Annotated in this window: 25 protein-coding genes; 4 read left to right on the top strand and 21 right to left on the bottom strand. The window is 68.2% G+C overall.

What is annotated here, in order from left to right; all coding sequences use genetic code 11:
• Positions 1–81: 81 nt before the first annotated feature.
• On the top strand, positions 82–219 hold the full coding sequence (locus tag PQ455_RS09695; RefSeq protein ID WP_273685873.1) for a hypothetical protein: 138 nt from the start codon (positions 82–84) through the stop codon (positions 217–219).
• A 24-nt stretch (positions 220–243) separates the two neighbouring features.
• Here the strand turns inward: PQ455_RS09695 and PQ455_RS09690 are convergent, their stop codons facing one another.
• Entirely contained in the window at positions 244–675 is a 432-nt protein-coding gene (locus PQ455_RS09690) for an MAPEG family protein (RefSeq protein WP_420542778.1), read from the bottom strand.
• Positions 676–697: 22 nt separating this feature from the next.
• Positions 698–1228: a hypothetical protein gene (locus PQ455_RS09685; RefSeq protein WP_273685872.1), complete on the bottom strand. Its 531-nt coding sequence runs from the start codon at positions 1226–1228 to the stop codon at positions 698–700.
• Positions 1229–1325: 97 nt separating this feature from the next.
• Here PQ455_RS09685 and PQ455_RS09680 point away from each other — a divergent pair, with 97 nt between their 5' ends.
• On the top strand, positions 1326–1550 hold the full coding sequence (locus PQ455_RS09680; RefSeq protein ID WP_273685871.1) for a hypothetical protein: 225 nt from the start codon (positions 1326–1328) through the stop codon (positions 1548–1550).
• Here the strand turns inward: PQ455_RS09680 and PQ455_RS09675 are convergent.
• The 12 genes from PQ455_RS09675 to PQ455_RS09620 all read right to left on the bottom strand — a co-directional run bounded on the left by PQ455_RS09675 (position 1547) and on the right by PQ455_RS09620 (position 9950).
• On the bottom strand, positions 1547–2050 hold the full coding sequence (locus tag PQ455_RS09675; protein WP_273685870.1) for a PAS domain-containing protein: 504 nt from the start codon (positions 2048–2050) through the stop codon (positions 1547–1549). The genes PQ455_RS09680 and PQ455_RS09675 overlap by 4 nt on opposite strands.
• A 100-nt stretch (positions 2051–2150) precedes the next feature.
• On the bottom strand, positions 2151–2834 hold the full coding sequence (locus PQ455_RS09670; RefSeq protein WP_273685869.1) for an ATP12 family chaperone protein: 684 nt from the start codon (positions 2832–2834) through the stop codon (positions 2151–2153).
• Positions 2834–3079 carry a hypothetical protein gene (locus tag PQ455_RS09665; RefSeq protein WP_273685868.1) on the bottom strand — a complete coding sequence of 82 codons (246 nt, stop codon included), beginning with the start codon at positions 3077–3079 and terminating at the stop codon, positions 2834–2836. Before PQ455_RS09665 ends, PQ455_RS09670 begins: the two co-directional genes overlap by 1 nt.
• Positions 3079–3738 carry an HAD-IA family hydrolase gene (locus PQ455_RS09660; RefSeq protein ID WP_273685867.1) on the bottom strand — a complete coding sequence of 220 codons (660 nt, stop codon included), beginning with the start codon at positions 3736–3738 and terminating at the stop codon, positions 3079–3081. The genes PQ455_RS09665 and PQ455_RS09660 overlap by 1 nt, the downstream gene beginning before the upstream one ends.
• Positions 3735–4331, bottom strand: a complete 597-nt coding sequence (locus PQ455_RS09655) for an FMN-binding negative transcriptional regulator (protein WP_273685866.1) — start codon at positions 4329–4331, stop codon at positions 3735–3737. Before PQ455_RS09655 ends, PQ455_RS09660 begins: the two co-directional genes overlap by 4 nt.
• Positions 4332–4344: 13 nt before the next feature.
• Positions 4345–5460 carry an RluA family pseudouridine synthase gene (locus PQ455_RS09650; protein WP_273685865.1) on the bottom strand — a complete coding sequence of 372 codons (1116 nt, stop codon included), beginning with the start codon at positions 5458–5460 and terminating at the stop codon, positions 4345–4347.
• Positions 5457–5837, bottom strand: coding sequence for a fluoride efflux transporter CrcB (gene crcB, locus PQ455_RS09645; protein WP_273685864.1), 381 nt, complete (start codon positions 5835–5837; stop codon positions 5457–5459). Before crcB ends, PQ455_RS09650 begins: the two co-directional genes overlap by 4 nt.
• Before the next feature lie 76 nt (positions 5838–5913).
• Complete coding sequence (locus PQ455_RS09640; RefSeq protein WP_273685863.1) at positions 5914–6318, bottom strand: hypothetical protein; 405 nt, start codon at positions 6316–6318, stop codon at positions 5914–5916.
• 50 nt (positions 6319–6368) lie between these two features.
• Positions 6369–6911 (bottom strand): demethoxyubiquinone hydroxylase family protein, encoded by a 543-nt coding sequence (locus PQ455_RS09635; protein ID WP_273685862.1) that lies wholly within the window; start codon positions 6909–6911, stop codon positions 6369–6371.
• Positions 6908–7387 (bottom strand): disulfide bond formation protein B, encoded by a 480-nt coding sequence (locus PQ455_RS09630; RefSeq protein WP_273685861.1) that lies wholly within the window; start codon positions 7385–7387, stop codon positions 6908–6910. Before PQ455_RS09630 ends, PQ455_RS09635 begins: the two co-directional genes overlap by 4 nt.
• A gap of 13 nt (positions 7388–7400) precedes the next feature.
• Positions 7401–8777, bottom strand: a complete 1377-nt coding sequence (locus tag PQ455_RS09625) for a S41 family peptidase (RefSeq protein WP_273685860.1) — start codon at positions 8775–8777, stop codon at positions 7401–7403.
• Positions 8778–8897: 120 nt separating this feature from the next.
• Positions 8898–9950, bottom strand: a complete 1053-nt coding sequence (locus PQ455_RS09620) for an acyltransferase family protein (RefSeq protein ID WP_273685859.1) — start codon at positions 9948–9950, stop codon at positions 8898–8900.
• Between the two features lie 156 nt (positions 9951–10106).
• On the opposite strand from PQ455_RS09620, the gene PQ455_RS09615 reads away from it, so the two are divergent.
• Entirely contained in the window at positions 10107–13001 is a 2895-nt protein-coding gene (locus PQ455_RS09615; protein WP_273685858.1) for a class I SAM-dependent DNA methyltransferase, read from the top strand.
• A gap of 164 nt (positions 13002–13165) precedes the next feature.
• Here the strand turns inward: PQ455_RS09615 and ftsH are convergent, their stop codons facing one another.
• The 7 genes from ftsH to PQ455_RS09580 all read right to left on the bottom strand — a co-directional run bounded on the left by ftsH (position 13166) and on the right by PQ455_RS09580 (position 22831).
• Positions 13166–15124, bottom strand: a complete 1959-nt coding sequence (gene ftsH / locus PQ455_RS09610) for an ATP-dependent zinc metalloprotease FtsH (RefSeq protein WP_273685857.1) — start codon at positions 15122–15124, stop codon at positions 13166–13168.
• A gap of 67 nt (positions 15125–15191) precedes the next feature.
• Entirely contained in the window at positions 15192–16262 is a 1071-nt protein-coding gene (gene tilS / locus PQ455_RS09605; protein WP_273685856.1) for a tRNA lysidine(34) synthetase TilS, read from the bottom strand.
• Between the two features lie 4 nt (positions 16263–16266).
• Positions 16267–17223 (bottom strand): YbgF trimerization domain-containing protein, encoded by a 957-nt coding sequence (locus tag PQ455_RS09600; protein ID WP_273685855.1) that lies wholly within the window; start codon positions 17221–17223, stop codon positions 16267–16269.
• Positions 17224–17329: 106 nt separating this feature from the next.
• Positions 17330–18208, bottom strand: a complete 879-nt coding sequence (locus PQ455_RS09595) for a helix-turn-helix domain-containing protein (RefSeq protein ID WP_273685854.1) — start codon at positions 18206–18208, stop codon at positions 17330–17332.
• Between the two features lie 103 nt (positions 18209–18311).
• Entirely contained in the window at positions 18312–20603 is a 2292-nt protein-coding gene (gene ptsP / locus PQ455_RS09590) for a phosphoenolpyruvate--protein phosphotransferase (RefSeq protein WP_273685853.1), read from the bottom strand.
• A gap of 54 nt (positions 20604–20657) precedes the next feature.
• Positions 20658–20828, bottom strand: coding sequence for a hypothetical protein (locus PQ455_RS09585; protein ID WP_337958504.1), 171 nt, complete (start codon positions 20826–20828; stop codon positions 20658–20660).
• Positions 20829–20839: 11 nt separating this feature from the next.
• The gene (locus PQ455_RS09580) at positions 20840–22831 is read right to left on the bottom strand and encodes an acyltransferase family protein (protein WP_273685851.1); all 1992 of its coding nucleotides are present in this window, start codon (positions 22829–22831) and stop codon (positions 20840–20842) included.
• Here PQ455_RS09580 and PQ455_RS09575 point away from each other — a divergent pair.
• A complete protein-coding gene (locus PQ455_RS09575; RefSeq protein ID WP_273685850.1) occupies positions 22830–23849 on the top strand; it encodes an acyltransferase family protein in 1020 nt (339 codons plus the stop codon). The two genes, PQ455_RS09580 and PQ455_RS09575, sit on opposite strands and share 2 nt — an antisense overlap.
• Positions 23850–23891 lie beyond the last annotated feature (42 nt).

The following is a 23891-nucleotide window of genomic DNA, read 5'->3' as shown; positions in this document are numbered from 1 at the left end:
TATCGTTCAGCGGGCAGTCACGCAGTTGCAACGTGGCGCGGATAATGATCTCCTCAACCGAACGACATGGGGAGTCGGGCGATGGCGACGCTGAACTTCGAGACTGCCGACCAGACCGTGGCCTCCACACCCATCCGGGTGCGCGCCACGCGCAGCGACGTCCCCGGCTTCTGCCTGCTCGCCCGCCTGCTGATCTGGTGCACCCGCAACGCGCGGTGACGCGGGATCGACGCGGAACGGTCTTCAGCCGAACAGCAATGCCCACAGGATGAGGACGAGCCCGAACGTGGCGATCGTCCACACCAGGGTCCGCACCACCGGCACGCCGGCGGCGTAGAGCGGTAGGTAGATCAGCCGCCCGAAGAAATAGAGATGCGCGCCAATCACGGTCTTCATGTCGAAGCGCCCGGCGACGGCGCAGGCGAGGATCGCGGCGGCGAAGATCGGCAAGGTCTCGTAGAGATTGGCCTGCGCGCGCGACAGGCGGCCCGCCAGCGGATTGAGTGGCGGCATCTCGCCATCGCGCGCGCCGACATTCCACTTCGTCCCATATTGCGCGGTGCGCGCGCGCCCGGCGGCGAAGATGTTGACGAGTGCCAGCACGAGCGTGGCGCCGAGCAGGGTGAGTTCGATCCGCATGCGGGCGAGGCTGCGCCCCGCCGACGCGCGCGTCAAGGAAGCCCGTGGATCGGTTGCGTCAGTCCGCGTCGTTGAGGATGATCGTGCCGCGCGAACCGGTGCCAGCGGGTTCGATCGAGACGGCGAATTCCTTGCCGTCCGGCTTGGTGCCGTGGACCCCGCTCGTGCCGCTGGCGGCATCGACGGTGAAGCCCGCGTCGGCGGCCGCCTTCCGGTAATAATCCGCGATGGCGGTGGGCGCGTCGCCGCTGTTGAAGCCGATACGCACGCTGCCGCCGCCGTCCGCGTTGCGCTTGCTGTCCTTGATGTCCATCGTCACGATCTCGGTGCCGGGATAGACCTGCATCCCGTCCAAGTTCATCGTCTTGCCGCCCAGGTTGAACTTGGGAACGGTGATCGACGTGCCGAGGCCGGGGATCGAGACGGTCGTGCTGCCGTTCTTCGTGGCGAGCGAGGCGACCTCATCGGGGCCGCCGATGCTGACCGCCGCGCTGTCAGCCTTGTTTTCCGTCGCCACCTTCACGTCGCAGGCGGCGAGCGCCAGCGGGGCCAGGGCGATCAGGGCGAGGGGCGGGATGGGGAAACGCATGGGGCCTGTCCTTCCGTATCGCCCTTCAGATAGCAAGGCGTGTTATTATTACAATACACCTCTTGCGGAAACGGCCGGAAGGGGCGACATTGGGGCCATGCTGAATATCCTCTCGATCCTGATCGGCCTCGTTGCGACCCCGCTCGTGGTGATGGCCTTCCTGCCTCTGATGGGCTGGGCGAACTGGCTGATCCTGCCGCTGCCGGTGGTGGGCGTGCTGGTCGGCAGTCTTTCGAGCAGCGGCAATGCGGGCCGCAACTTCAACATCGCCTTGCTGGCGATCGGCGCGCTGCGGCTGATGCTGGGCGGCGGCGTGTTCTAACGGCCGGCGCGGACAGCCACCGCCTGCCGCGCATATTCCGCGCTCACATCCTGCTTCAGGCCATGGAGCATCACCACCCGGTCCTTGTCGCAGATCGGGGCGGCGGTCAGGCGGATCCAGCGATAGTCGCCGCCGTCGGGGCGGATTTCCACGTCGACGGTGAAGCCGCGACGGTGCTTGATCGCATAGGCGCGCAGCCGTTCCATCACGACGCGGGACTCATCGCGATAGAGCGAGACCGAGGCGGCGCGGCGGGCGGGGGTGCCGGGGCGCTGGCCGAAGAAGGCGTAGACCTCGTCCGACCATGTCAGGCTGTTGTCGTTCAGGTCGCACGACCAGCGGCCGATGCCGGCCCGCGCCAGCGCGCGCGTCTCGACCGGGCGGACCATGTCGAGGAAGCCGCGCGCCTCGGGCTGGAAGGTGTGGCCCAGATCGAAACGCTGGCCGCGCTCGAACAAGGGCCAGCTATGGTGGAGCGGCAGGGGGAAAGTCGGCGTCACGCGGCACTGTCCTCGGGGAAAGGAAGGTAGCTCGTTGCTGCCGACTAGCAGAAAGACATGAAGGAAGGGTAGCTTTCGTTTCGTTGCCGCAACGCACCGATCAGGCGGAAAGCGCCAGGAAATCGGCGGCGACGGTGAAATCGCGGCGGCGGGCGGCGCGCATGTCGGTCGCCATCCAGTCCTCGCCCCATTGTTCGGCCTGCCACAATTCGTCGAGATGGGTCGCGTCGAAGGCGGCGTCGGCGCAGATCTCGCCCGCCTCGATCGCGAGCGCGGTGACGAGCGAGCCGCCGATCGTGACGAGCGGCGAAAAGGCGGCGAGGGCGAAGGCGTCGTGCGCGGCGAGCGCGGCTTGCAGGCGCGCGATCGTTTCGGGCGGCTGGGGCTGGTGGACGATGCCGGCGGTGACCGCGAAATGCACGTCGTAGCGCGCCGTCGCCCAGGCGAGCAGTGGGTCCCACGCGGCCGCCTGCCGGGCGACCAGATCGGGCGGGCCATCGGCGCGATAGCACAGCGCGTCGGTCTCGGCGTAACCGGCCAGCACCCTGAAGAAGGCGTCCCGCTGCGGCGCGGCGCGATCGATCGCGGCATGGGCCAGATCGGTCATCGGCAGGGTGCGGGGATCGATCTCGTCACCCTGCGCATCCCATTCGGCCGCGATCGCCGCCGCCAGCGCATCGGTGGGGAGCGCCAGCGGTGCCCGCGCGGGCGTCTTGATCGGGCGGCCGTCGAGCAGGATCGCGCGATCCGGCCCGATCGTGACGGCCTTGTAGAAGCGCTTCATCAGCCGCGCGGCGTCCGCCAGCGACGCGCGAGAATCTGCGGCACGATCAGGGATTCGGCGAAGCCCAGCGCGAAGATGGGGAAGCCCACCGCCGGCACCCCCCCCGCGCGCATCAGATCGCCGACCCAGATCCACAGCCCGAACAGCATCAGCACCACGCCCGACGCGCGCATGGCGGAAATGATGGCGAAGCGGGTGCGTTCGAGACGGAAGCGATCTTCGGGCGACAGCTGGGGATCGGGCATCAGGGCAGGCGCTCCAGAAAAGCGGACAGTTCGGCGGCGGTGGCGACGACCACGTCGGCCCCGGCGGCTTCGAGTTCGGCGGCCTCGTGATAGCCCCACGCCACGCCGATCGCGGTGCAGCCTGCGGCCCTGGCCATCAGCATATCGTAGCTGGTGTCGCCGATCATCACCGTGGTCTCGGGCGATGCGCCGGCATCGGCCATGGCGTGATGGATCATCGAGGGGTGCGGCTTGGAGGGGTGGCGGTCGGCGGTCTGGAGGCTGACGAAGCGGCCGAGCCAGCCATGGCCCATCAGGCAGAGGCTGAGCCCGCGATCGGATTTGCCGGTGGCGACGGCTAGCAGCCAGCCATCGGCTTCCAATTTGTCGAGCACCCCGCCGATGCCGTCATAGAGCGGCTCCTGCGCCAGCCCGTCGGCGCGCAATTTCTGGAAGGCCAGCTTGTAGCCGTCACCCAGCGAGCGATGCTCCTCGTCGGTGCCGTGCGGGTGGAGCTTGGCCATCGCCTCGGTCACCGACAGGCCGATGATGTCGAGGCTGGCGGCGCGGCCGGGGCCGGGCAGGCCGTGGTTGGCGAAGCTGTGGGCGATGGCGGTGCAGATCGTCGCCTGCGAATCCACCAAAGTGCCGTCGCAATCGAAGATGGCGAGCTTGTTCATGGCGCGCGCACCAAGGCGGCCATGTCGCGGCGCCCGCTGGCATCGAGCGCGGTGGCGAGCGACGCGCGATCCCCGGCGGGCTTGTTCTGTGAGAATTTGCGGGTGCCGCGCCAGCGCAGCACCCGAATCTCGAAACAGATGATCGCGGGCAGCATCGCCTCGAACCGGCCGGCGCTCATCTTCGCGCGGGTCCAGGCGGGCTTGGGGGCCAGCGCCGCCTCATGGGTCGCGGAGAGCGTGTCGAGCTGCTCCACCAGTGCGGGCTGGTCGAGCATGTGGGCGACACCCTCTGCCTCGACCGCGACATAATTCCAGGTCGGCACCTGATCCTCGGCGACATACCAGTCGGGGCTGACATAAGCGTCAGGCCCGGCGACCGAGGCGAGCGCGGGCAGGCCGTCGAGATAGCGGCAAATGCGGTTGGAGCGGGCGAGGTGGAAACGCAGCGCGCCGCCTTCGGTCACCACGACGGGGGCGTGGGCGACCATCGGGCCTTCCGCCGTCATCGCGAAGATATGGGCGAAGCCGCGCGCGGCGACGAAGGCGCGCATGGCATCCTCGTCCTCCCAGCGGAAGCGGCGATCGGGATGCACCGGCGCGTTCCCCTCAGCCCTTGTCGCCCGTCCGGCTGCGGCCGCGCCGCTCGCCCTTGCGGGCGCGGCGGCGATCCTTGGCGGCGGCGGCCTCGGCCTTCTTGCGGCCCTCCACCGTGTCGCGCGCCTTGGTCTCGTCCAGCACCAGCGCGTCGGCGGCGGCGGGATCGAAGCCGAGCATCTGGAGGCTCTCGGCGAAGTGGCGCGGCAGATCGGCGGTCACGTCGATCTGGCCGCCATCGGGGTGATCGACCCGGATGCGGCGCGCGTGGAGGTGCATCTTGCGGCTGATGCCCCCGGTCAGGAACGCCTCCAGCCCGCCGTACTTGCCGTCGCCGACGATCGGGTGGCCGATCGCCGCCATGTGGACGCGCAGCTGGTGGGTGCGGCCGGTATAGGGTTGCAGCTCGACGAAGCAGGCGGCGTTGCCGGCGCGCTCGACCACGCGATAGCGGGTGCGCGCGGGTGCGCCCTCATTCTGGTCGACCATCATCTTCTCGCCGCCGGTGCCGGGCTGCTTGCCCAGCTTCAGCTCGATCATGCCATCCTCGACCGAGGGGACGCCGGCGCAGATCGCCCAATAGACCTTGCGCGCGGTGCGGCTGGAGAAAGCCTTGCCGAAGGCGGTGGCGGCGCGGCTGGTGCGCGCGATCAGCAGCGCGCCCGACGTATCCTTGTCGAGCCGGTGGACGAGGCGCGGGCGGCTCTCGGCATCGAACTGCAACGCATCGAGCAGGCCGTCGACATGCTCGGTCGTCTTGGTGCCGCCCTGCGTGGCGAGGCCGGGGGGCTTGTTCAGCACGAAGGCTTGCGCATCGGTGTAGATCACCATGTTGCGCGCCATCTCCGCTTCCTCGTCGGTGACGGGGCGACGTTCCTTCTTGGGCTTGACCTTGGCGGGCGCGGGGGCCTCCGCCGGGGGCACGCGGATCGACTGGCCGGCCTCGATCCGGTCGCCGGGCTCGCAGCGCTTGCCATCCACGCGCAGCTGGCCGGTGCGCGCCCAGCGCGAGACGAGCGCGAAGCTGGCTTCGGGCAGGTGGCGCTTGAACCAGCGATCGAGACGGATCCCGTCATCGTCGGCCTTGACGATGAAGGTGCGGGCCTGATCGGCGAAGGCGTCGCTCATGCCGCCACCCGCGCGATCTGCGTGCCGGCGGCGAGCGCCCCGACCGAGAGGATCACCGAGCCCAGCGCATAGACGATCGCCGTCGCGGCCTCGCCCCGGCCGAGCATGTTGAAGCTCTCGAGGCTGAAGCTGGAAAAGGTGGTGAAGCCGCCCAGCACGCCGACGCCGAGCAGCAGCCGGGTCGGCTCGCCGGCCATACCCGGCGATCGGGCGAGGATGCCGGCGAGCAGCCCCATCAGCAACCCGCCCGCGACGTTCACGAACAGGGTGCCCCAGGGCAGGCCGGGGCCGAACAGGCGGAGACCGGCCACGCCGGCCAGATAGCGCGCGCCGGACCCGACCGCGCCGCCGAACATCACGAGAAGAAGAGGGGGCATGGCCTGCGCTGTAGCGGGCGCGGGCGCGAAGGGCCAGCACCGAGTCGCCCCCCGGGGGTCGGGATGCGCCCGATGCTCAGGGAATCTGCGTGTCGCCCTGCGTCGTGGCGCGGCCGGCGCGCTCGTCCTTGGCCTGCTTCATCAGCTGGCTCCAGCAGCCGGTCCAGCTGTCCTGCCCGCTGTTGCCGCACGAACGGCCGCCCGATCGGCCGACATATTCCAGGCTCTTGGCGCGATCGCTCCAGCCCATCTGGCTGGGCGGCAGCGGGCTGCCGCGCAGCGGCTCTGGGATGCGATAGCGTTCGCGCTCGTCGAGCCGCTGGCAGACGACGATTTCCTCGCCCTGCGACTGGGGGCATTTGTCCTTGCCGAAGATGGTCAGCACGCGCTCGCCACGCTGGGCGGCGGCCGGCGTGGGGTTCAGCCCGGCGGCGAGGATCGCGGCGCCGATGGCGATGGGGGCGAAGGCGGCGATCTTCATGGCGGGGCTCCGGGGCGAATGTCTGTCGGGTGTAACGCGGGCCGGCCCGCTCATATCCGTGTCGAAACGCGAATGGCGAAGCGGCATCCGGCGCGGATCGCGGCCGAGAGGAAAGGGTAGGCCGGCGCCTGCTCGGCGCCCTGCGCGATCGCCTCCTCGCGATGCTCGACTTCCTCGGCCTGGAATTCCGCGATCGTCTCGCCCAGCGGCGGATCGCTCTCACCCAGCCGCTGGCGCTGTTCCTCGTAATGCAGGTCGATCTCGGTCTCGATCGCGGCGGTGCAGGCCATTGCCGCCTTGGGGCCGATCAGTGCGGTCGCGGCACCCAGCGCGAAGCCGGCCACGTCCCACAGCGGCGCCAGCAGGGTCGGGCGCACGCCGCGCTCGGCGATCATGCCGTCGAAATGGAGGCGGTGGCGCTCCTCCTGCGCGGCCATGCGCGCGATCGACCGGGCGACCGGGCCGCGATCGCCCATCACCGCCAGTTGCCCGGCATAGATGCGCGTCGCGCCATATTCGCCGGCCTGATCGACCCGCAGCATCGCGGCGCGCTCGGCGGCGGAGACAGGTGGGGAGGGGGGTGTCTCGCTCATCTCCGCCGTGATGCCAGCGCCAGCACCGCCGCGCCACCCAGGATCGAGAAGATCGCGTTGAAGCCGGCGAGCGAGATGCCGCCCAAGCTCCATTGCGCGGTGTCACAGCGGATCAGCGGCGTCTTCATGATCCGCGCGAGGATGTCCTCGCCCGATCCGCCGGCCAGCACCTGCGTGCAAGTCGTGAAGCCCTGCCACCAATGATATTCGACGCCGGCGTGAAACACACCGATCCCGCCCGACACGAGGATCGCGAGCCCGGCGAGGATCACCAGCCCGCGCGACACCGGCGGTTGCTTCGCCATGGCGAAGGCGGCCAGCGCGATCGCCACCGCCGCATAATGCGGCCAGCGCTGCCAATGGCACATCTCGCACGGAAACAGCCCGCCGATGAACTGAGAGCCGAGCGCGCCGGCCAGCAGCGCGGCCGGCAGCAGCAGCGCGATCCAGCGCGCGCGGGCGAGGTTGGACGTCATCGCGCGAATGCCGTCAGGGGGCCTTCACCACCTTGGGCGCGGGCTTGGCGGGCGCCGGGGCGGCCGCCGCCACCTTCACCGCCGGCACCGCGCCGCCGAGACGGGCGAGCGTGTTCACCGCATAGTCGAGCTGGAAATCCTCGATCCCCTGCTTCTTGAGCTGATCGGCCGTGGCGGCGAAGCGCGGATCGGTCTTCTCGTCGTCCTGGATAATCTTGTCGTCGACCTTGGCCTCGTTGATGAGGTGCTTGCGCAGGTCGGCCTCGCGCAGGCGGGGGCGCGACTTGTAATCCGGATCGGTGATCTGCGGCACGGGCAGGTCGGGCTGGATGCCGCCTTCCTGCACCGAACGACCCGAGGGCGTGTAATAGCGCGCCGTCGTCAGGCGCAGCGCGGTATCCTCGCTAAGCGGCAGCAACGTCTGCACCGATCCCTTGCCGAAGCTGCGCTCGCCCATCACGATCGCGCGATGCTGGTCCTGCAACGCACCGGCGACGATCTCGGCGGCCGAGGCGGAGCCCGCGTCGACCAGCACGATGATCGGCAGGCCATGCGCCATGTCGCCGGGCTTGGCATAATAACGCTCGATATCGCCCTTCTCGCGCCCGCGCTGCGACACGATCTCGCCGCGCTCCAGGAAGGCATCCGACACGTCGATCGCCTGATCGAGCAGCCCGCCGGGGTTGGAGCGCAGATCGATGATATAGCCCAGCGGCTGGCCGCCGGTCGCCTTGTCGATCGAGACGAGCGCCGCGCGCACCGATTCGGCCGTGTTGCGATTGAGGAAGGTGTTGATGTTGACGATGCCGACACCCTTCTTCACCTCCCACTTCACCGCCTTGATGGTGATGATCTCGCGGGTCAGCGTCACGTCGAAGGGCTTGTCGCGGCCGGGGCGCACGATCGTCAGCTTCACCTGCGTGCCGGGGCGGCCGCGCATCTTGTCGACCGAATCGTCCAGGGTCGCGCCGTAGATCAGCACGCCGTCCAGGTGGGTGATGAAGTCGCCCGATTTCAGCCCGGCGCGCGCGGCCGGCGTATCCTCGGTCGCGGCGACCACCTTCACCGCGCCGTCCTCTAGCTGCACGGAAAGGCCGAGGCCGCCGTAATTGCCGTCGGTCTGCGTCTTCATGTTCTGGAAGTCGCGCGCGTCGAGGAAATTGCTGTGCGGATCGAGGCTGGCGAGCATGCCATCGATCGCGCCCTTCATCAGCGTCTTGTCGTCCACCTTGTCGACATATTCGCCGCGCACCCGCTCGAACACGTTCATGAACTGGTCCAGTTCGCGGTAGGTCGACATGTCGGTGGTCGACGTCGCGGCCCCCGCGAGGATCGGGATCAACGCGCCGAGCCCGACGAGACCGACAGTGCGAACGAGCTTCCTGGACATGGACGCGAGACTCTCCGGATACCGTGATCGGCGCAGATTATATGGTTTCGCCGCTGTAGGACAGCAATGGTTGACGGCGGCTGACCGGGGTTGCGGTAATCGTGGTCGCAGGACGCCCGATCAGGCCAACCCCGCCCGCGCCCGCACCGCCGCCGTAATCCGCGCCCGCACCCTTTCGTCCCACCGCCCCACCGGGATCGCGACGAGGGTGATCGCCGTCGCATACACCAGCGCCACCGGCAGCGCCGCCGCGCGCCAGCCGACATCGTCGAGCAGGTGGCGCAGCGGCAGGATCGCGGGGGCGTGGAGGACGTAGAGGGGATAGGAGATCAGCGCGAGGCCCGCGAAGAGTTGCGGCGAGGACGCCGGGCGGTCGGGGGTGCCGGCCTGCGCGCCGGCGATCACCAGCAGGGGGCAGGCGACGAACAGGAAGACCAGATCGGTCAGGCGATGTTCGGGGCAGAGCAGCATCGCCGCGAGCAGCGCCAGCAGCGGCCAGGCACCGATCGCGGGCAGGCGCGGCAGGCGGGCGCGGTGGCGGTGGAGCAGCACGCCCAGCGGAAAGGCGAAGAACACCCGCGCGAAGCCGATGCCGATCGTGTCCCAAGACCAGCCGATGTTGATGCTGAAATGGCGCATCACCCCGCGCGCGATCACCAGCCCGCTCAGCGCGGCGATGGCCGCCAGCACGGGGCTCGTGAGCCGGCGGTGGAAGGCGGCGAACAGCAGGTTGGCGACGATCTCGAAGAACAGCGACCAGGCCGGGCCGTTCAGCGGAAAGATGCGGGCGAGCGATCCGTCGAACGGGGAGGGCAGCCACGCCGCCTCCAGCATCGCGGATTCGGCGGTGTCGGCGACGCTCATCTCCAGATGCCCGGCCGCGACCAGCGCCAGCTGCGCCGCCACCGCCAGCGCCAGCCCGACGAGATAGAGCGGATAGAGGCGGATCAGCCGCTTGAGCAGGAAATCCCCGAACCCCATGCCCCCCGCGCCCAGCCGCGCATCATAGGCGTGGGCGATCACGAAGCCCGACAGCATGAAGAAGAAATCGACCGCCAGCGCGCCCGACGAGGTGTAGCCGACGAACCAGCTGAGGTGGAACAGCAGCACCGCGATGGCGGCCACCCCGCGCATCGCATCCAGCGCACGATAATGCTGCGTCGTCGCCGCCATCCAGCCTCCGCCGAATCATTGCTGCGGGTGCGAAGGTAGCAGGCGCTTCGGTGTCGGCAACGATAGGATACGCACCTGTCGCGATTGTCGGATGATCGCGAACCGCTATCAAGGGTGCCGCCGGGCGCATCCGGCGCAGCACGTTCAAGGCTTTGCATGACTCCGCATGATTTTCTCCGGAAATGGCGCCACGTCGAACTGAAGGAGCGAACGGCTTCGCAGAGCCATTTCAACGATCTGTGCGCCCTGCTCGGCGTGCTCGATCCGATCGCGGCCGATCCGCTCGGGGAATGGTTCACCTTTGAGAAGGGCGCCACCAAGACCGGCGGGGGTGAGGGCTGGGCGGATGTATGGCGGCGCGGATGCTTCGCCTGGGAATATAAGGGGCCCCGCAAGAATCTCGACACCGCCTTCGCGCAACTGCTGCAATATAGCGTCGCGCTGGAAAATCCGCCGCTGCTTATCGTGTCGGATATGGATCGCATCCGCATCCACACCAACTGGACCAATACGGTGCAGGAGGTGCACGATTTCACGCTGGACGACCTGATCGACGGAGACGTGCGCGAACGGCTCAAGCGCGTCTTCACCGACCCGGAGGCGTTCAAGCCGGCCAAGACGCGCCAGGCACTGACCGAGGAAACCGCGCGCGAGTTCGCCGGCCTCGCTCAGCGGCTGCGCGATCGGGGCCACGAACCGCATCAGGTGGCGCATTTCGTCAACCGGCTGGTCTTTTGCATGTTCGCCGAGGATGTCGGCCTGCTGCCCGACAATCTGTTCACGAAGATGCTGGAGATAAGCCGCCGCGATCCGCAGGCCTTCATCGAAAATGCCGGCACGCTGTTCGGCGCGATGGCGCATCGTGGCGGCAAGGTGGGCTTCACCGCGATCGACTGGTTCAACGGCGGCCTGTTCGAGGACGATCATGTCCTGCCCGTCAGCATCGAGGATATCGATGATCTGCTGAACGCAGCCCGGCGCGACTGGTCGGCGATCGATCCGTCGATTCTGGGCACGCTGTTCGAACGCGGGCTCGATCCGGCCAAGCGCAGCCAACTCGGCGCGCATTACACCGATCGTGCCAAGATCATGATGATCGTGAAGCCGGTCATCATCGATCCGCTGGAGGCGGAATGGGCGGCGGCGCTGGCGGAGATGACCCGCCTGATCGAAAGCGCCCCGCGCACCACCAAGGATAAGCTGCTGCGCGGCGCCGAACTGGCGCGCCGCACCCGCGCCACGGCGGCGGCGACGGCGATCCACGAGGCGTTCATCGCGCGGCTGGCGGCGTTCCGCGTGCTCGATCCGGCCTGCGGATCGGGCAACTTTCTCTATATCGCGCTGCGGGCGCTGAAGGATATCGAGCATCGCGCCAACCTCGATGCCGAGGCGCTCGGCCTGCCGCGCGGCTTCCCCCGCGTCGGGCCGGAGTGCGTGCTGGGGATCGAGCTGAACCCCTATGCGGCCGAACTGGCGCGCGTGTCGGTGTGGATCGGCGAAATCCAGTGGATGCGCCGCAACGGCTTCGATGCCGCGCGCAACCCGATCCTGCGGCCGCTCGATACGATACAGCAACGGGATGCCATCGCTAACGCTGATGGTAGCGCGACCGAGTGGCCAGCGGCCGATGTGATAATCGGAAATCCACCTTTTCTTGGAGCGAAGCTGATGTTTCGCAAACTCGGCCATGCTGAGACGAAGGCCATCCGTGATTTGTTCAAAGGGCGCTTGCCCGGATTTACCGATCTCGTTTGTTACTGGTTTGAAAATGCTCGGCGCCAGATTGAGCTTGGCCATTCATCACGTGCAGGGTTCGTTGCGACCAATTCGATTCGGAAGAATACTAATCTTCCGGTACTTCGAAGGATTGTGGAGACCACAAGAATATTTGAGGCGTGGAGCGAGGAAAAATGGACTGTTGATGGTGCTGCGATCGACGTCTCGTTGATATGTTTTGGCCATAAATCGGGTCCGGAAATCTTAAATGGTTTGGAGGTTGAGTCCATAAACCCTGATCTATCGGCGGGCTTAAATTTGACCCTTGCGGTCAACCAACCGCAGAACATCGGCGGTGCTTACCTAGGCATTCAAAAAAGCGGACCGTTCGACATTAGCGGGAAGATAGCGCGCTCTTGGCTGGGAGAGCCTCTGAATCCAAATGGGCGTCCAAATAAGGATGTGCTTAATCCTTATTGGAACGGCGACGACGTAACATCTAGGCCCCGAGATTTTTGGCTAATTACGCTTCCCAGCGGGCTTTCGGAAGCCAACGCTTCTTTGTTCGCTAAGCCCTTTGAGCATATTCAAAATACACCGGATCGCGATGGCAAGTTGATTAGGCAGCTTCGAGATGAATTGGGGGAGCGAGCTGGGCCGAATTGGTGGGAGCAGGAGTGGCCTCGACCAATGATGCGTTCACGCATTGCTGCGGTGGATCGGTACATCGTGACTCCTGAAACCGCGCTGCATCGCTTGTTTGTATGGCTGTCATTGCCCGTTTTGCCTGACAAGAACTTGATCGTCATACCGCGAAACGATGACACAACGTTCGGGATCCTCCACAGCCGTTTCCACGCCCTCTGGGCGCTCAGGAAAGGTTCGGATCTCCAAGATCGCCCACGGTACACCCATACCAGTGTCTATGCGACCTTCCCCTTCCCGACAGGCCTCACCCCCAACATCCCCGCCGCCGATTATGCAGACGATCCCCGCGCGCAGGCCATCGCCATCGCCGCCGCGCGGTTGAATGAGCTGCGGGAGCATTGGCTGAACCCGTCCGATCTGGTGATGCGCGTCCCGGAGGTGGTGGCGGGGTATCCCGATCGCATCCTGCCGAAGGATGACGAGGCGGCGAAGGTTCTCAAGACGCGCACCTTGACCAACCTCTACAACGCCCGCCCCCAATGGCTGGCCAATGCCCATGCCGCGCTCGATCAGGCGGTGGCCGATGCCTATGGCTGGGGCGAAGATTTCCACGCCGGCACGCTGACCGACGACGAAATCCTCGCCCGCCTGTTCCGTCTCAATCAGGAACGCGCGGCGGCGCAATAGCCCCAATCGTCGTTGCGAGCGCAGCGAAGCAATCCAGCTTTTCGAGCGGGCGCTACCGTCCAACTGGATTGCTTCGCTGCGCTCGCAATGACGGCGGAACGGAAAAGGCCGCTTCCCTCACAGGAAGCGGCCTCTCCTCAACCCAAACCTAACTTACCAAACCCTCACGCACCCTGCGGCGCCGCATCCCCCCAGCCGCCGGCGCCGGGGCGCTTGCTCTTGGGGATGGAGGAGCCCGCCGCCGTCACCGGGGTGGAGCCGCGCGCGGCGCCGTCGTCGCGGCCGATGTCTTGGCCCGCGATCGCCTTCTTCGATTCCTCGCCGGTCAGCGTCTCGAATTCGAGCAGGGCGCCGGCCAGGCGGTGGAGTTCGTCGAGATGGTCGGTCAGCACCTTGCGCGCGGTGGTCTCGCCTTCCTCGACCAGACGGCGAACTTCGCTGTCGATCAGCCGGGCGGTCTCCTCGCTCATATGCTGATTGCGCGAGACCGAATGGCCAAGGAACACCTCGTCCTGATTGTCGCGATAGCGCAACCAGCCGAGCTTTTCGGACATGCCATATTCCATCACCATCGAACGGGCCATGTCGGTGGCCTGCTGGATGTCGTTGGAGGCGCCGGTGTTCAGCTCGTCCGCGCCGTAGATGAGCTGTTCGGCGATACGGCCGCCGAAGCAGAGCGCCAGCCGCGCCTTCATCTGCTTCATGCTCATCGAATAACGGTCGCGCTCGGGCAGGTTCCAGGTCACGCCCAGCGCACGGCCGCGCGGGATGATGGTCACCTTGTGGAGCGGATCGCAGCCGGGGACGTGGAGCGAGACGAGCGCATGGCCGGCCTCGTGATAGGCGGTCGAGCGCTTCTCGTCCTCGGTCATCACCATGGACTTGCGCTCGGCGCCCATCATCACCTTGTCCTTGGCCTCCTCGAACTCGCGCATGGCGACGAGGCGCTTGCCCTTGCGAGCGGCCAGCAGCGCGGCTTCATTGACGAGGTTGGCGAGATCGGCGCCCGAGAAACCGGGGGTGCCGCGCGCCAGGGTACGGGTGATGACGTCGGGCGCCAGCGGCACCTTCTTCATGTGGACTTCGAGGATCTTGAGGCGGCCGTCGATATCCGGGCGCGGCACGACGACCTGGCGATCGAACCGGCCGGGGCGCAGCAGCGCGGGATCGAGCACGTCGGGGCGGTTGGTCGCCGCGACGATGATGATGCCCTCGTTCGCCTCGAACCCGTCCATCTCGACGAGCAGCTGGTTGAGCGTCTGCTCGCGCTCGTCATTGCCGTTGCCGAGGCCGGCGCCGCGATGGCGGCCGACCGCGTCGATCTCGTCGATGAAGACGATGCAGGGCGCGTTCTTCTTGGCCTGCTCGAACATGTCGCGCACGCGGCTGGCACCCACGCCGACGAACATCTCGACGAAGTCCGAACCGGAAATCGTGAAGAAGGGCACGTTGGCCTCACCCGCGATGGCGCGGGCGAGCAGCGTCTTGCCGGTGCCGGGCGAACCGACCAGCAGCGCACCCTTCGGGATCTTGCCGCCGAGGCGGGCGAAGCGGGTCGGGTCTTTCAGGAAATCGACGATCTCCTGCAATTCCTCGCGCGCCTCGTCGATGCCGGCCACGTCGTCGAACGTGACGCGGCCTTCCTTTTGCGTCAGCATCCGCGCGCGGCTCTTGCCGAAGCCCATCGCGCCGGAGCCGGCGTTCTTCTGCATCTGCCGCATCACGAAGAAGCCGATGCCGAGGATGAACAGGAACGGCAGCGACTGGTAGAGCAGGTACATCCAGATGCTGGGCTGCTCCTCCGCCTTGAAGCGCACCGTGATCGCCTTGTTCTCGTTGAGCTTCTGCTCGACGAAGGCGGTGTTGGCGGGCGCGGTGGTGCGATAGGTGGTGCCGTTGGTCAGCGTGCCGGTGATGACGCCGTTGCCGATATCGGCTTCCTTGATCCCGCCCTCTTCCACGCGGTTGAGGAAATCGGAATATGCGATCCCCTCCGCCTGCGACGAGCGGGAGCTTCCCTCGAACATCGTCACGAACACCACGAGCGCCAGGAAGATGCCGAGCCAGATGGCCAGGCTCTTCATCCAGGGGTTGGTGCCCTGCGGCTCCTTGTCGTCGTTCATGTCGCGCCCTTTTGGTGGAAATCCCAAGATAGGCATCGCCCGGTTAATGGCAATGGAAGGGATGCGATCAGTTTGATCGATGCGGGGGAACGCGGCTGATCCGCCACGGCGGGCCGGGCGCGAAACGAAGCCGGCCGAGGGTAGCGATTTTGCTTTGAACGAGCGCATTTAGCAGGCGATCGAGCGCGGGGCCGCGCGGTGGGCTGCTTTCCGGGTCCGCAAGAGCGATCGCGGCGAGGAGCAGGCGGCGCGTGATTTCGCGCGGCAGGCCGGTGGGGTCGAGCCGGATCGCGCCATCATTGTCGCACGTGATTCGCACCTCGGCGGCTTGGGCGGCGTAGGCGAGCGCTTCCTCGATCTCGACCGAGCGAGGGGCCAGCGCGGCGAGACGGGCGGGGGCGAGCCACGGTGTCGCGGCGATGAGCTGGCGGGCGCGGGCGCGATCGAAGCGCGGGTCGCGGTTGGAGGGGTCGTCGGCCGAGGCAAGGCCGGCGGCGGCGGCGATCGCGACGAGATCGGCCTTGGTCCAGCCGAGGAGCGGGCGGGCGAGGATGATGCGGCCGAGCGGGCGCACCGGGCGGATGCCGGCCAGCCCCGCGATCCCGGCGCCCCGCGCGACCCGCATCAGGATGGTCTCCGCCTGATCGTCGAGATGGTGGGCTGTGAGGAGCACGGTGGCGCCCGCCGCGACCGCCCAACCCTCGAGCGCGGCATAGCGCGCGCGTCGGGCGGCCGCCTGCACGCTGGCGCCGGGCGCGACCGTGACGGAGAGGGTGATGTGCGGCACGGCGAGGCCGGCGCAGATCGCGGCGACGGCGGTGGCTTCGGTTGCCGCCTCGGCGCGCAGGCCATGATCGACGGTCGCGGCGATCACCCGACCGGGAAAGGCGTGCGCGGCGAGGAGGAGGAGGGCGAGGCTGTCGGGCCCGCCGGAGACGGCGAGGGCGAGCTTTCGTCCGTCATCCCATTCCCCACCGTCGTCATCCCAGCGAAAGCTGGGATCTCCCGCCCCTACCCGCTCGCCCGGTGGAGACAGACCCCAGCTTTCGCTGGGGTGACGGGTGAGGGTGGGGCGACGGACGCTTTGAAAATCCCCCCGAAATCGCGCGACGAGCCGGTCGTCGGGCGGGGGGATCATCCGATCAGCTGCACTTCGCATCGACCCGGGCCTTGGCGGCGCGGGCCTTGAGGGCGTCGCCCATGGTAGTGCCATACACGTCCTGCAATTCGTCATACACCTTGCAGGCTTCGGCCGACTTCTTGAGCTGCTGGAGCGACTGGCCGAGGAAGAACAGGCTGTCCGGCGCGCGTTCGCCGCGCGGGTTGGTCTGGTAATTGGCGTAGAAGGCTTCGGCGGCGGCGGCCGGCTTGCCGTCGTCCAGATAGCTGCGGCCGAGCAGATTCTGCGCATAGCTGGCGCGCTTGTGCTTGGGATATTTGGCGGCCATCGCCTTCAGCGCGGTCGCGGCCTCGGGATATTTCTTCTCGGTCCACAATTTGTAGCCGGCCATATAGGCATCCTCGCCCGGATCGCCGGTCGAGGCGACCTTGGGGGCTTCCTCCTTCGGCGCGGGCGCGGCGGCGACGGGCGCGGGCTTGGCGGGCACCGTCGCGGGCGCGCCGGTCGCGGGGCGCGGCGGGCGCAGCGTGCCGGTGGCGTCGGGCTTGCCGGGCGCCGGCGTCGGCGCGCCGAACGGCGAGGGCTCGGGCGGCGGGCCCTCCAGCGCCTTCAGCCGGCCATCGGCATTGGCCTGGAAATTCTTCATCGCCTCTTCCAGCTGGCGAACCTTGAAGCTGTTCTGCTCCATCTGGCCGGTCATCCGCGCCAGTTCGCGTTCGAGCGTGTCGACCCGCGCGGTGAGGTCGTTGATCTGGCTGCCGGCGGGCGTGCCGGCGATGGCGGCGGGCGCGGTATTCGGCTGGATCTCGGGCTCGACGGTCATGCCCGCGCCGCCCGGAAACACCTTGCGCTGCACCGCGCGCATTTCCTTTTCGAGCTGGCCCACCCGCCGGTCGATCGGCTGGGCGGCGCTCTGCGCGATCGCCGGGGCGGCGATGGCGGTGGTCAGGAGAAGGGCGATCGGCAGCGCCAGACGCATGATGGGGCGGTTCCTCGTCGTCGTAGGGGTCGGTGCCGCTCTATCAGCCGCGCAACCTGTCGTCAGCCTTAAGATGCCCGGGCCTGAAATTGCCCGGCCCAGCGGTTTATTGCGGCGGCGCGGCGGGTGCGGGGCTGCCAGGCGCCGGCGTGGGCGAAACCGGCGCGGGGGGCGGGGGCGGCGGCGGGCCATTGGGGTGGGCGGTCGTGTACGCCGACAGCGCCTCGCGCTTCAGGCTGAAATCCTTCACCAGCGTGTCGTTCGGCCCGATCTGGGTGATGACGGTATCGCCGACGGTCACCTTGAGCGCCTCGGGCCGGCCGGTCTTGATGATCGGATCGGCCACCGTCTCGGGTATCTCGAAGCGGCGACCGGCGTTCAGCACGCCGGTGAACAGGCTGCTGCCCGCCCCCGCGCGATCGGACACCTGCATCCACACCGGGCCGGTCGCTTCCAGTACGACCGGGCCCGTCAAGGTCGGAGCGGGCGGCGGCGGGGGCGTGGGCGCGACCGAAGCGGGCAGGGCCGTTTCCGTCGCGGCGGGCTGGTCGGTGCCGGCGGCGGCCTGCATCACCGCGTCATGGCTGGGCGCGCCGCGCCACAGCAGATAGCCCAGCACCGCCACCACCGCGAGCAGCACGCCGACGATGGCGATCATCTTGGAGGGCACGCGCGCCGGATCGGCGGGCTCGTAGGGGGCGGGGGTATAATGCTGCTCGCGCGAGGTGGCGTTCAATTCGTCGCGATAGAGGCGCGAATAGAGCGGGCCATCCAGCCCCAGCGCCTGCGCATAGCCCTTCACGAAACCGGCCGCATAGGGCACCGCCGGCATCGCGGCATAATCCCCCGCCTCGATCGCCAGAAGGTGGCGGATCGGGATGCGGGTGCGCTCGGCGATGGCCTCGATCGTCAGCAGCTGCTGCTCGCGCGTGGCGCGCAAAGTCTCACCGACGTGCCGGACGCCCGTGTCTTCGCTTTGTGCCACTGCGTCATTCATCAGCGTTATGCCCTGCCCCCAGGGATGAGGGCCTGACAGGCCACAGTGCGCGCGTCCTGTCAAATCCCAACCATTACGGATAAGTCACGATTTACAGGATCGCGACCTCATTCTCCTGCGCCCATTGCGTCAGTGCCGCCCGAAACCCTTCCGGCGGCGGCGTCACCAGCCATTCGGCCAGCCGTGGCCGGAGCGCGGCGAGATCGACCGAACGGATCATCGCCTTGACCGCGCCGACCGCCGCCGGGGTGATCGACAGCCGCTCGACGCCCAGGCCCAGCAGCGCCATCGCCTCCAGCGTCCGCCCGCCCATCTCCCCGCACACCGCCACCGGCTTGTCGGCGGCGCGCGTGGTGGTGACGACGCGCGACAGGAAGCGCAGGATCGACGGGCTCAGCCAGTCGAACCGTTCGGCCAGCTTGGGGTGGGCGCGATCGGCGGCGAACAGGAACTGGGTCAGGTCGTTGGTGCCGATCGACAGGAAATCGATCATCGGCAGCAATATGTCGAGCTGCTCGGCCAGCGCCGGCACCTCCAGCATCGTGCCGTAGCGCACCGCGAGCGGCCCGCTGCGCCCGCGCCCGGCGATGCGCTGGCGCTGCACCTCGAACAATTCGCGCGCCTGGGCGAATTCCCACGGTTCGGAAACCATCGGGAACATCACATACAGCGTGCGGTTGGCGGCGGCCTCCAGCAGCGCGGCGGCCTGCGCCTTCATCAGCCCGTCGCGTTCCAGCGACAGGCGGATCGCGCGCCAGCCGAGCGCGGGATTCTCCTCGTCGATCTGGTCCTGATCCTTCAGATAGGGCAGCGCCTTGTCGCCGCCGATGTCGACCGTGCGGAACACCACCGGCCGATCGCCCGCCTGCTCCATCACGTCGCGGTACAGCCGTTGCTGGCGCTCGCGCTGGGGGAGGGTGGAGGAGACGAGAAACTGGAATTCGGTGCGGAACAGGCCGATGCCGTCCGCCCCCGTCACGTCGAGCGCGGCAACATCGTCGCGCAGCCCGGCGTTGATGAGCAGCGCCACCCTTATGCCGTCGCGCGTCACCGACGGCAGGTCGCGCATCGCGGTGAATTCCGCGCGGCGGCGCTGGGTCAGCATCAGCCGCGAGACGAAGCTCTCCTCGATCGCCTCGGTCGGCCGCGCGTGGACGGTGGCGGCACCGCCATCGACCAGCAACATATCCCCCTCGGCGATGGCGGTGCGCGCGTCGCGCACGCGGCCGATCACGGGAATGCCCATGGCGCGGGCGACGATCGTGACGTGCGCCGTCAGCGACCCTTCCTGAAGGACCACGCCCTTCAGCCGCCGCCGATCATATTCGAGCAGCTCGGCCGGCCCCAGATTGCGCGCGATCAGGATCGAATCCTCGCGCAACCCCATCTGCGCCGCCGTGCCCAGCTGGCCGGAAACGATGCGGATCAGTCGGTTGGAGAGATCCTCCAGATCGTGCATCCGGTCCGCCAGAAGCGGATCGTCGATCTCGCGCATCCGCATCCGGGTGCGCTGCTGGACCCGCTCGATCGCCGCCTCGGCGGTCAGGCCGCTGTCGATCGCCTGGTTGATGCGGTTGCGCCATCCCTCGTCGTAGGCGAACATCTTGTAGGTTTCCAAGATGTCCTGATGCTCGCCGGGGCCGGCGCCGAATTCGGCCTGGCTCATCATCCGGTCGATCTGGTCGCGCATCTTGTTGAACGCGGAATAGACCCGCGCGCGCTCGGCCTCGGTATCTTCGGCCACGGTATGCTCGACATGGACGCGCGGCTGGTGGAACACCGCGACGCCGCGCCCCATGCCCTCGACCAGCTTGAGGCCGGTCAGCCGCTCCGGCCCGAGTTGGCGGGGGCCCCGGCCGATATCGATGCCCTCGTCGGCCAGGCCCGCGCCCGCGATCAGCTCGGCCAGCACCATCGCCACGGTCTGGAGCGCCTCGATCTCGACCTCGGCATAGCGGTGCGAATCGAGATGCTGCACGGCCACCACGCCGATCGCCTTCTCGCGCCGCACGATCGGGACGCCGGCGAAGCTGTGGTACAATTCCTCGCCGGTCTCGGGCTTGTAGGCGAAATCGGGGTGGCTGGTCGCCTCGTCCAGATTGAGCGTCTCGACATTCTCGGCGATCGTGCCGACCAGCCCCTCGCCCAGCGCGAGCGTGGTGACGTGCACCGCCTCCTGCTTCAGCCCGCGCGTGGCATACAGTTCCAGCACGCCGTCGCGCAGCAGATAGATCGAGCAGACCTCGCTGTTGAGCGCCTCGCCGATGATCTGCACGACCTGATTGAGCTTGGCCTGCGCCGGGGTACGCGCCGCCATCACATCATGCAGCCGCCGCAGGATTTCGCGGGCGGCGGTGGTGGCGGTGGGGGGGATACTGGTCATTGCCCGGCGCGCTATCAGTTTCTGCTCCGCCTGACCATTATCGAGGCTGGTCCGCTATGGATAGATCGGCACGCGCGGCAGGAACTTGCCCTTCGTCCGGCTGGTGAGATGGAACACGCCGCAGCGGTCGCAGCGATAGGGATGGAGCGGGAGCCGGAAGGTTGCGGCGGCGTGCAGGGCTTCTTCGCGCGAGGGGTAGCGCGCCTTGCGGCGGCAGACGCTCAATCTGGTGCGCATTAGCGACGGGCGACGGGCGGCGCGCCGGCGATCAGCTTGCGCGCGCCGGCCAGGCTGAGGTGGGCGTGGTCGAAGTAGAGGGCGCCGGCTTGCGGGTCGAAGCCGTGACAGCGGGTGACGTCGCAGAGGTAGGCGGCGGGATCGATGAAACGCGCGCCGGTCTGGGTGGCGATCCCGCGCAGGGCGGTGGTGGTGCTGGCCGAGGCCGCGTCGAAACCGGCGCGGGCCGGGCCGAAGCTCGCGGGGTCGGCGGCGCGCTGGCGGAGGAGGCCGAGGGCGGCGGGGGTTTCGAACGGCATGCGCGGGATGACGCCGACGATCACGACCTGCTTGCCCGCCCCGCGCAGCGCCCGCGTGGCGGCGCCGATACCGGCCACCAGCGGCGCCTCGTTGGTGAGCGATGCCTCGCGATAGCCGAGGTAGTTGGCGATCAGGATCACGGTGTCGATCCGTCTGTCGGCGACGATCTGGCGGAGCAGTTCGCGGTTCTGGGCGACGCAGCGATCGCGATCGGGCGCGGCGAAATCCAACGACGGTGGGCAGCCGGAATTGGTCACCTCCAGCACCGATCCGCGCCGGGCCGCGAGCCGTTCGCCCAGCGCCACCGCATATTCCGCGCCGAAGCTGTCGGCCCATACGGCGACGCGCGGCACGGCCTTCGGATCGCCCAGCGCGCAGCTGCGGGCGTAGGGGATGGGATCCCACTCGCTCGAATGGCAATCGGCGCGGCGCGGGCTGATGTCGTGCTGCGCCGCCAGCAGCGCGCGGGCGGCGGGGTCGAAGCGGGCGCCGACGCCGTCGGTCAGCACCACCGGGCCGGCCAGCGCCACGCCGGCCGCCATCGTCGCCGCCCCCGCCGTCAGGATGCGCCAGCCGGGCAGGCGGAGCGCCAGCGCCGGCCGCTCGACGAAGCGCCACGACAAGGCCGCCAGCGCGATCGAGAGCAGCACGGCGGCGCTCGCCTCGATCGGGGTGAGCGGGCGCAGCGCGAGGTAACGGGCGAACACCAGCACCGGCCAATGCCACAGATAGAGCGAGTAAGAGAGCGAGCCGAGCAGCACCAAAGGCGCGGCGCTCAGCATCCGCCCGCCGAGCGCCGGCCGCGCCTCGCCCGCGACCAGCACCAGCGCGGTGCCGAGGCAGGGGATCAGCGCGAGCCAGCCGGGGAAGGCCATGCGCTCGTTCAGGAACAGCACCGCCCCCACGATCAGCGCGATGCCCGCCAGCGACAGCGCATCGCCGACCCGCCCGTCGCGCAGACGCGGATAGGCGGCCACCGCCGCGATCGAGCCGGCCAGCAGTTCATAGGCGCGGGTGAAGGGGAAGTAGAAGGCGCCCGAGGGATCCCATGTCATCCACCACAAACAGGCCGCCAGCGATGCCGCCGCGCCGCCCCATAGGATCGTACCCAGTCGGCGCGGCGCCCATCGCGCCACCGTGACGAGGGCGAGCGGGAAGAGGAGGTAGAATTGCTCCTCCACCGCCAGCGACCAGGTGTGGAGCAACGGCTTCAGTTCGGCCGCCCCATCGAAATAGCCCGAGACACGATAGAATTGCAGGTTGGAGGCGAAGCCGATCGTCGCCACCAGCGTCTTGGCCATCTCGTCCAGCGCGGCGGGGGGCAGCAGCAGCAGCCCGGCGATCAGGGTGGTCGCCAGCATCAGGTACAGCGCGGGGAACAGCCGCTTGACCCGGCGGACGTAGAAGCTCGTCAGGCTGAAGCGCCCGTCGGCGATTTCCTGATGGAGAATGCGCGTAATGAGATAGCCCGAGATGACGAAGAAGATATCCACGCCGACGAAGCCGCCGGGCAGCAGCTTCGGGAAAGCGTGGAACAGCACCACCGGTCCCACCGCCAGCGCGCGCAGGCCCTGAATGTCCTGCCGGAAGCGATGCACTTCCGCCGCCGTGGGCGGGCTTGCGACGGACGGATGCTGCGCCGCCGCAAATCCGCTTGCCGGGGGCGAGGGGGCTTCATAGGCTGTGGACATGCGTACCCTCTATGGGCTGCAATATCTGCGTGGCGCGGCGGCGATCGCGGTGGTCGTCTTCCATGCCAGCGCGCGCGCCGGCCATCCGCTGCTGATCGGCGAGGCGGGGGTGGACCTGTTCTTCGCGCTTTCCGGCTTCCTGATGGTGGCGATCACCGGCGCGCACAGCCGGCCGCTGGCCTTTCTGGCGGATCGCTGGCGCCGTATCGCGCCACCCTATTGGATCGCGACGAGCGTGTTTCTGGTGGGCGCCCTGGCCGGGCTGTTCCCACGGGTGAAGCTCGGGATGTGGCATATCGCCTCCTCCTACCTCTTCATTCCCAGCGTCTCGCCGTCCAGCGGTCGGGTGCAGCCGCTGCTGATCCCCGGCTGGACGCTCAATTACGAAATGGCCTTTTACCTGGCCTTCGCCGCGCTGCTCCTGCTCATGTCGCAGCGCAGCAGAATGGTGGCCATGAGCGGGCTGTTCGTCGCGCTGGTTGCGGCGGGGCGGCTCCTGCATCCGACGAACGCCATCGGCGCCACGCTCACCGACCCTATCATGCTGGAATTCGTCGCCGGTGGCTGGGTGGCGATGGCGTGGAAACGCGAGGCGGCGTGGCCGCGCTGGGTGGGGCCGATCGCGCTGGCGACGGGGCTGGCGCTGCTGGTGATCGTCGGGCTGGCCGATACCGATCGGATGCGGGCCTTGCTGTTCGGGGTGCCGACCTTGCTGCTGCTGGTCGGCGTGCTCGGGCTGGAGCGGAGCCGGCCGCTGGCGGCGCGGCCGCTGCCCTTGCTGTTCGGCGATGCCAGTTATTCGATCTATCTGTGGCACACCTTGGCGATCTCGCTGGTGGCCAAGGCGGGCGAACGGATCGGCCTGCCGCCGCTCGGCATCTTCGTGATGGCCCTTGTCGGCGGAGTGCTGGCGGGGCTGGCGGGCTATCGGCTGATCGAGGCGCCGATCCTGCGCTTCGTCCGCGATCGGCGGGCGCGGCCGGGGATCGCGGTGCCGGCGGCGGCGCCTGCCCTCTAGACGGCACGGCCTGTCGCGCGGCGGTGGCACGGCGATGGCGAT

The organism is Sphingomonas naphthae (genome assembly GCF_028607085.1).
GTDB lineage: Bacteria > Pseudomonadota > Alphaproteobacteria > Sphingomonadales > Sphingomonadaceae > Sphingomonas_Q > Sphingomonas_Q naphthae.
This window is presented reverse-complemented; position numbering and strand designations above follow the sequence as displayed.

Coding starts and splice junctions, on each gene's coding strand:
- PQ455_RS09695 (WP_273685873.1), top strand. CDS start 82: ATGGCGACGCTGAACTTCGAGACTGCCGACCAGACCGTGGCCTCCACA.
- PQ455_RS09685 (WP_273685872.1), bottom strand. CDS start 1,228: ATGCGTTTCCCCATCCCGCCCCTCGCCCTGATCGCCCTGGCCCCGCTG.
- PQ455_RS09680 (WP_273685871.1), top strand. CDS start 1,326: ATGCTGAATATCCTCTCGATCCTGATCGGCCTCGTTGCGACCCCGCTC.
- PQ455_RS09670 (WP_273685869.1), bottom strand. CDS start 2,834: ATGAAGCGCTTCTACAAGGCCGTCACGATCGGGCCGGATCGCGCGATC.
- PQ455_RS09665 (WP_273685868.1), bottom strand. CDS start 3,079: ATGCCCGATCCCCAGCTGTCGCCCGAAGATCGCTTCCGTCTCGAACGC.
- PQ455_RS09660 (WP_273685867.1), bottom strand. CDS start 3,738: ATGAACAAGCTCGCCATCTTCGATTGCGACGGCACTTTGGTGGATTCG.
- PQ455_RS09650 (WP_273685865.1), bottom strand. CDS start 5,460: ATGAGCGACGCCTTCGCCGATCAGGCCCGCACCTTCATCGTCAAGGCC.
- crcB (WP_273685864.1), bottom strand. CDS start 5,837: ATGCCCCCTCTTCTTCTCGTGATGTTCGGCGGCGCGGTCGGGTCCGGC.
- PQ455_RS09640 (WP_273685863.1), bottom strand. CDS start 6,318: ATGAAGATCGCCGCCTTCGCCCCCATCGCCATCGGCGCCGCGATCCTC.
- PQ455_RS09635 (WP_273685862.1), bottom strand. CDS start 6,911: ATGAGCGAGACACCCCCCTCCCCACCTGTCTCCGCCGCCGAGCGCGCC.
- PQ455_RS09630 (WP_273685861.1), bottom strand. CDS start 7,387: ATGACGTCCAACCTCGCCCGCGCGCGCTGGATCGCGCTGCTGCTGCCG.
- PQ455_RS09625 (WP_273685860.1), bottom strand. CDS start 8,777: ATGTCCAGGAAGCTCGTTCGCACTGTCGGTCTCGTCGGGCTCGGCGCG.
- PQ455_RS09620 (WP_273685859.1), bottom strand. CDS start 9,950: ATGGCGGCGACGACGCAGCATTATCGTGCGCTGGATGCGATGCGCGGG.
- PQ455_RS09615 (WP_273685858.1), top strand. CDS start 10,107: ATGACTCCGCATGATTTTCTCCGGAAATGGCGCCACGTCGAACTGAAG.
- ftsH (WP_273685857.1), bottom strand. CDS start 15,124: ATGAACGACGACAAGGAGCCGCAGGGCACCAACCCCTGGATGAAGAGC.
- tilS (WP_273685856.1), bottom strand. CDS start 16,262: ATGATCCCCCCGCCCGACGACCGGCTCGTCGCGCGATTTCGGGGGGAT.
- PQ455_RS09600 (WP_273685855.1), bottom strand. CDS start 17,223: ATGCGTCTGGCGCTGCCGATCGCCCTTCTCCTGACCACCGCCATCGCC.
- ptsP (WP_273685853.1), bottom strand. CDS start 20,603: ATGACCAGTATCCCCCCCACCGCCACCACCGCCGCCCGCGAAATCCTG.
- PQ455_RS09575 (WP_273685850.1), top strand. CDS start 22,830: ATGCGTACCCTCTATGGGCTGCAATATCTGCGTGGCGCGGCGGCGATC.
- PQ455_RS09580 (WP_273685851.1), bottom strand. CDS start 22,831: ATGTCCACAGCCTATGAAGCCCCCTCGCCCCCGGCAAGCGGATTTGCG.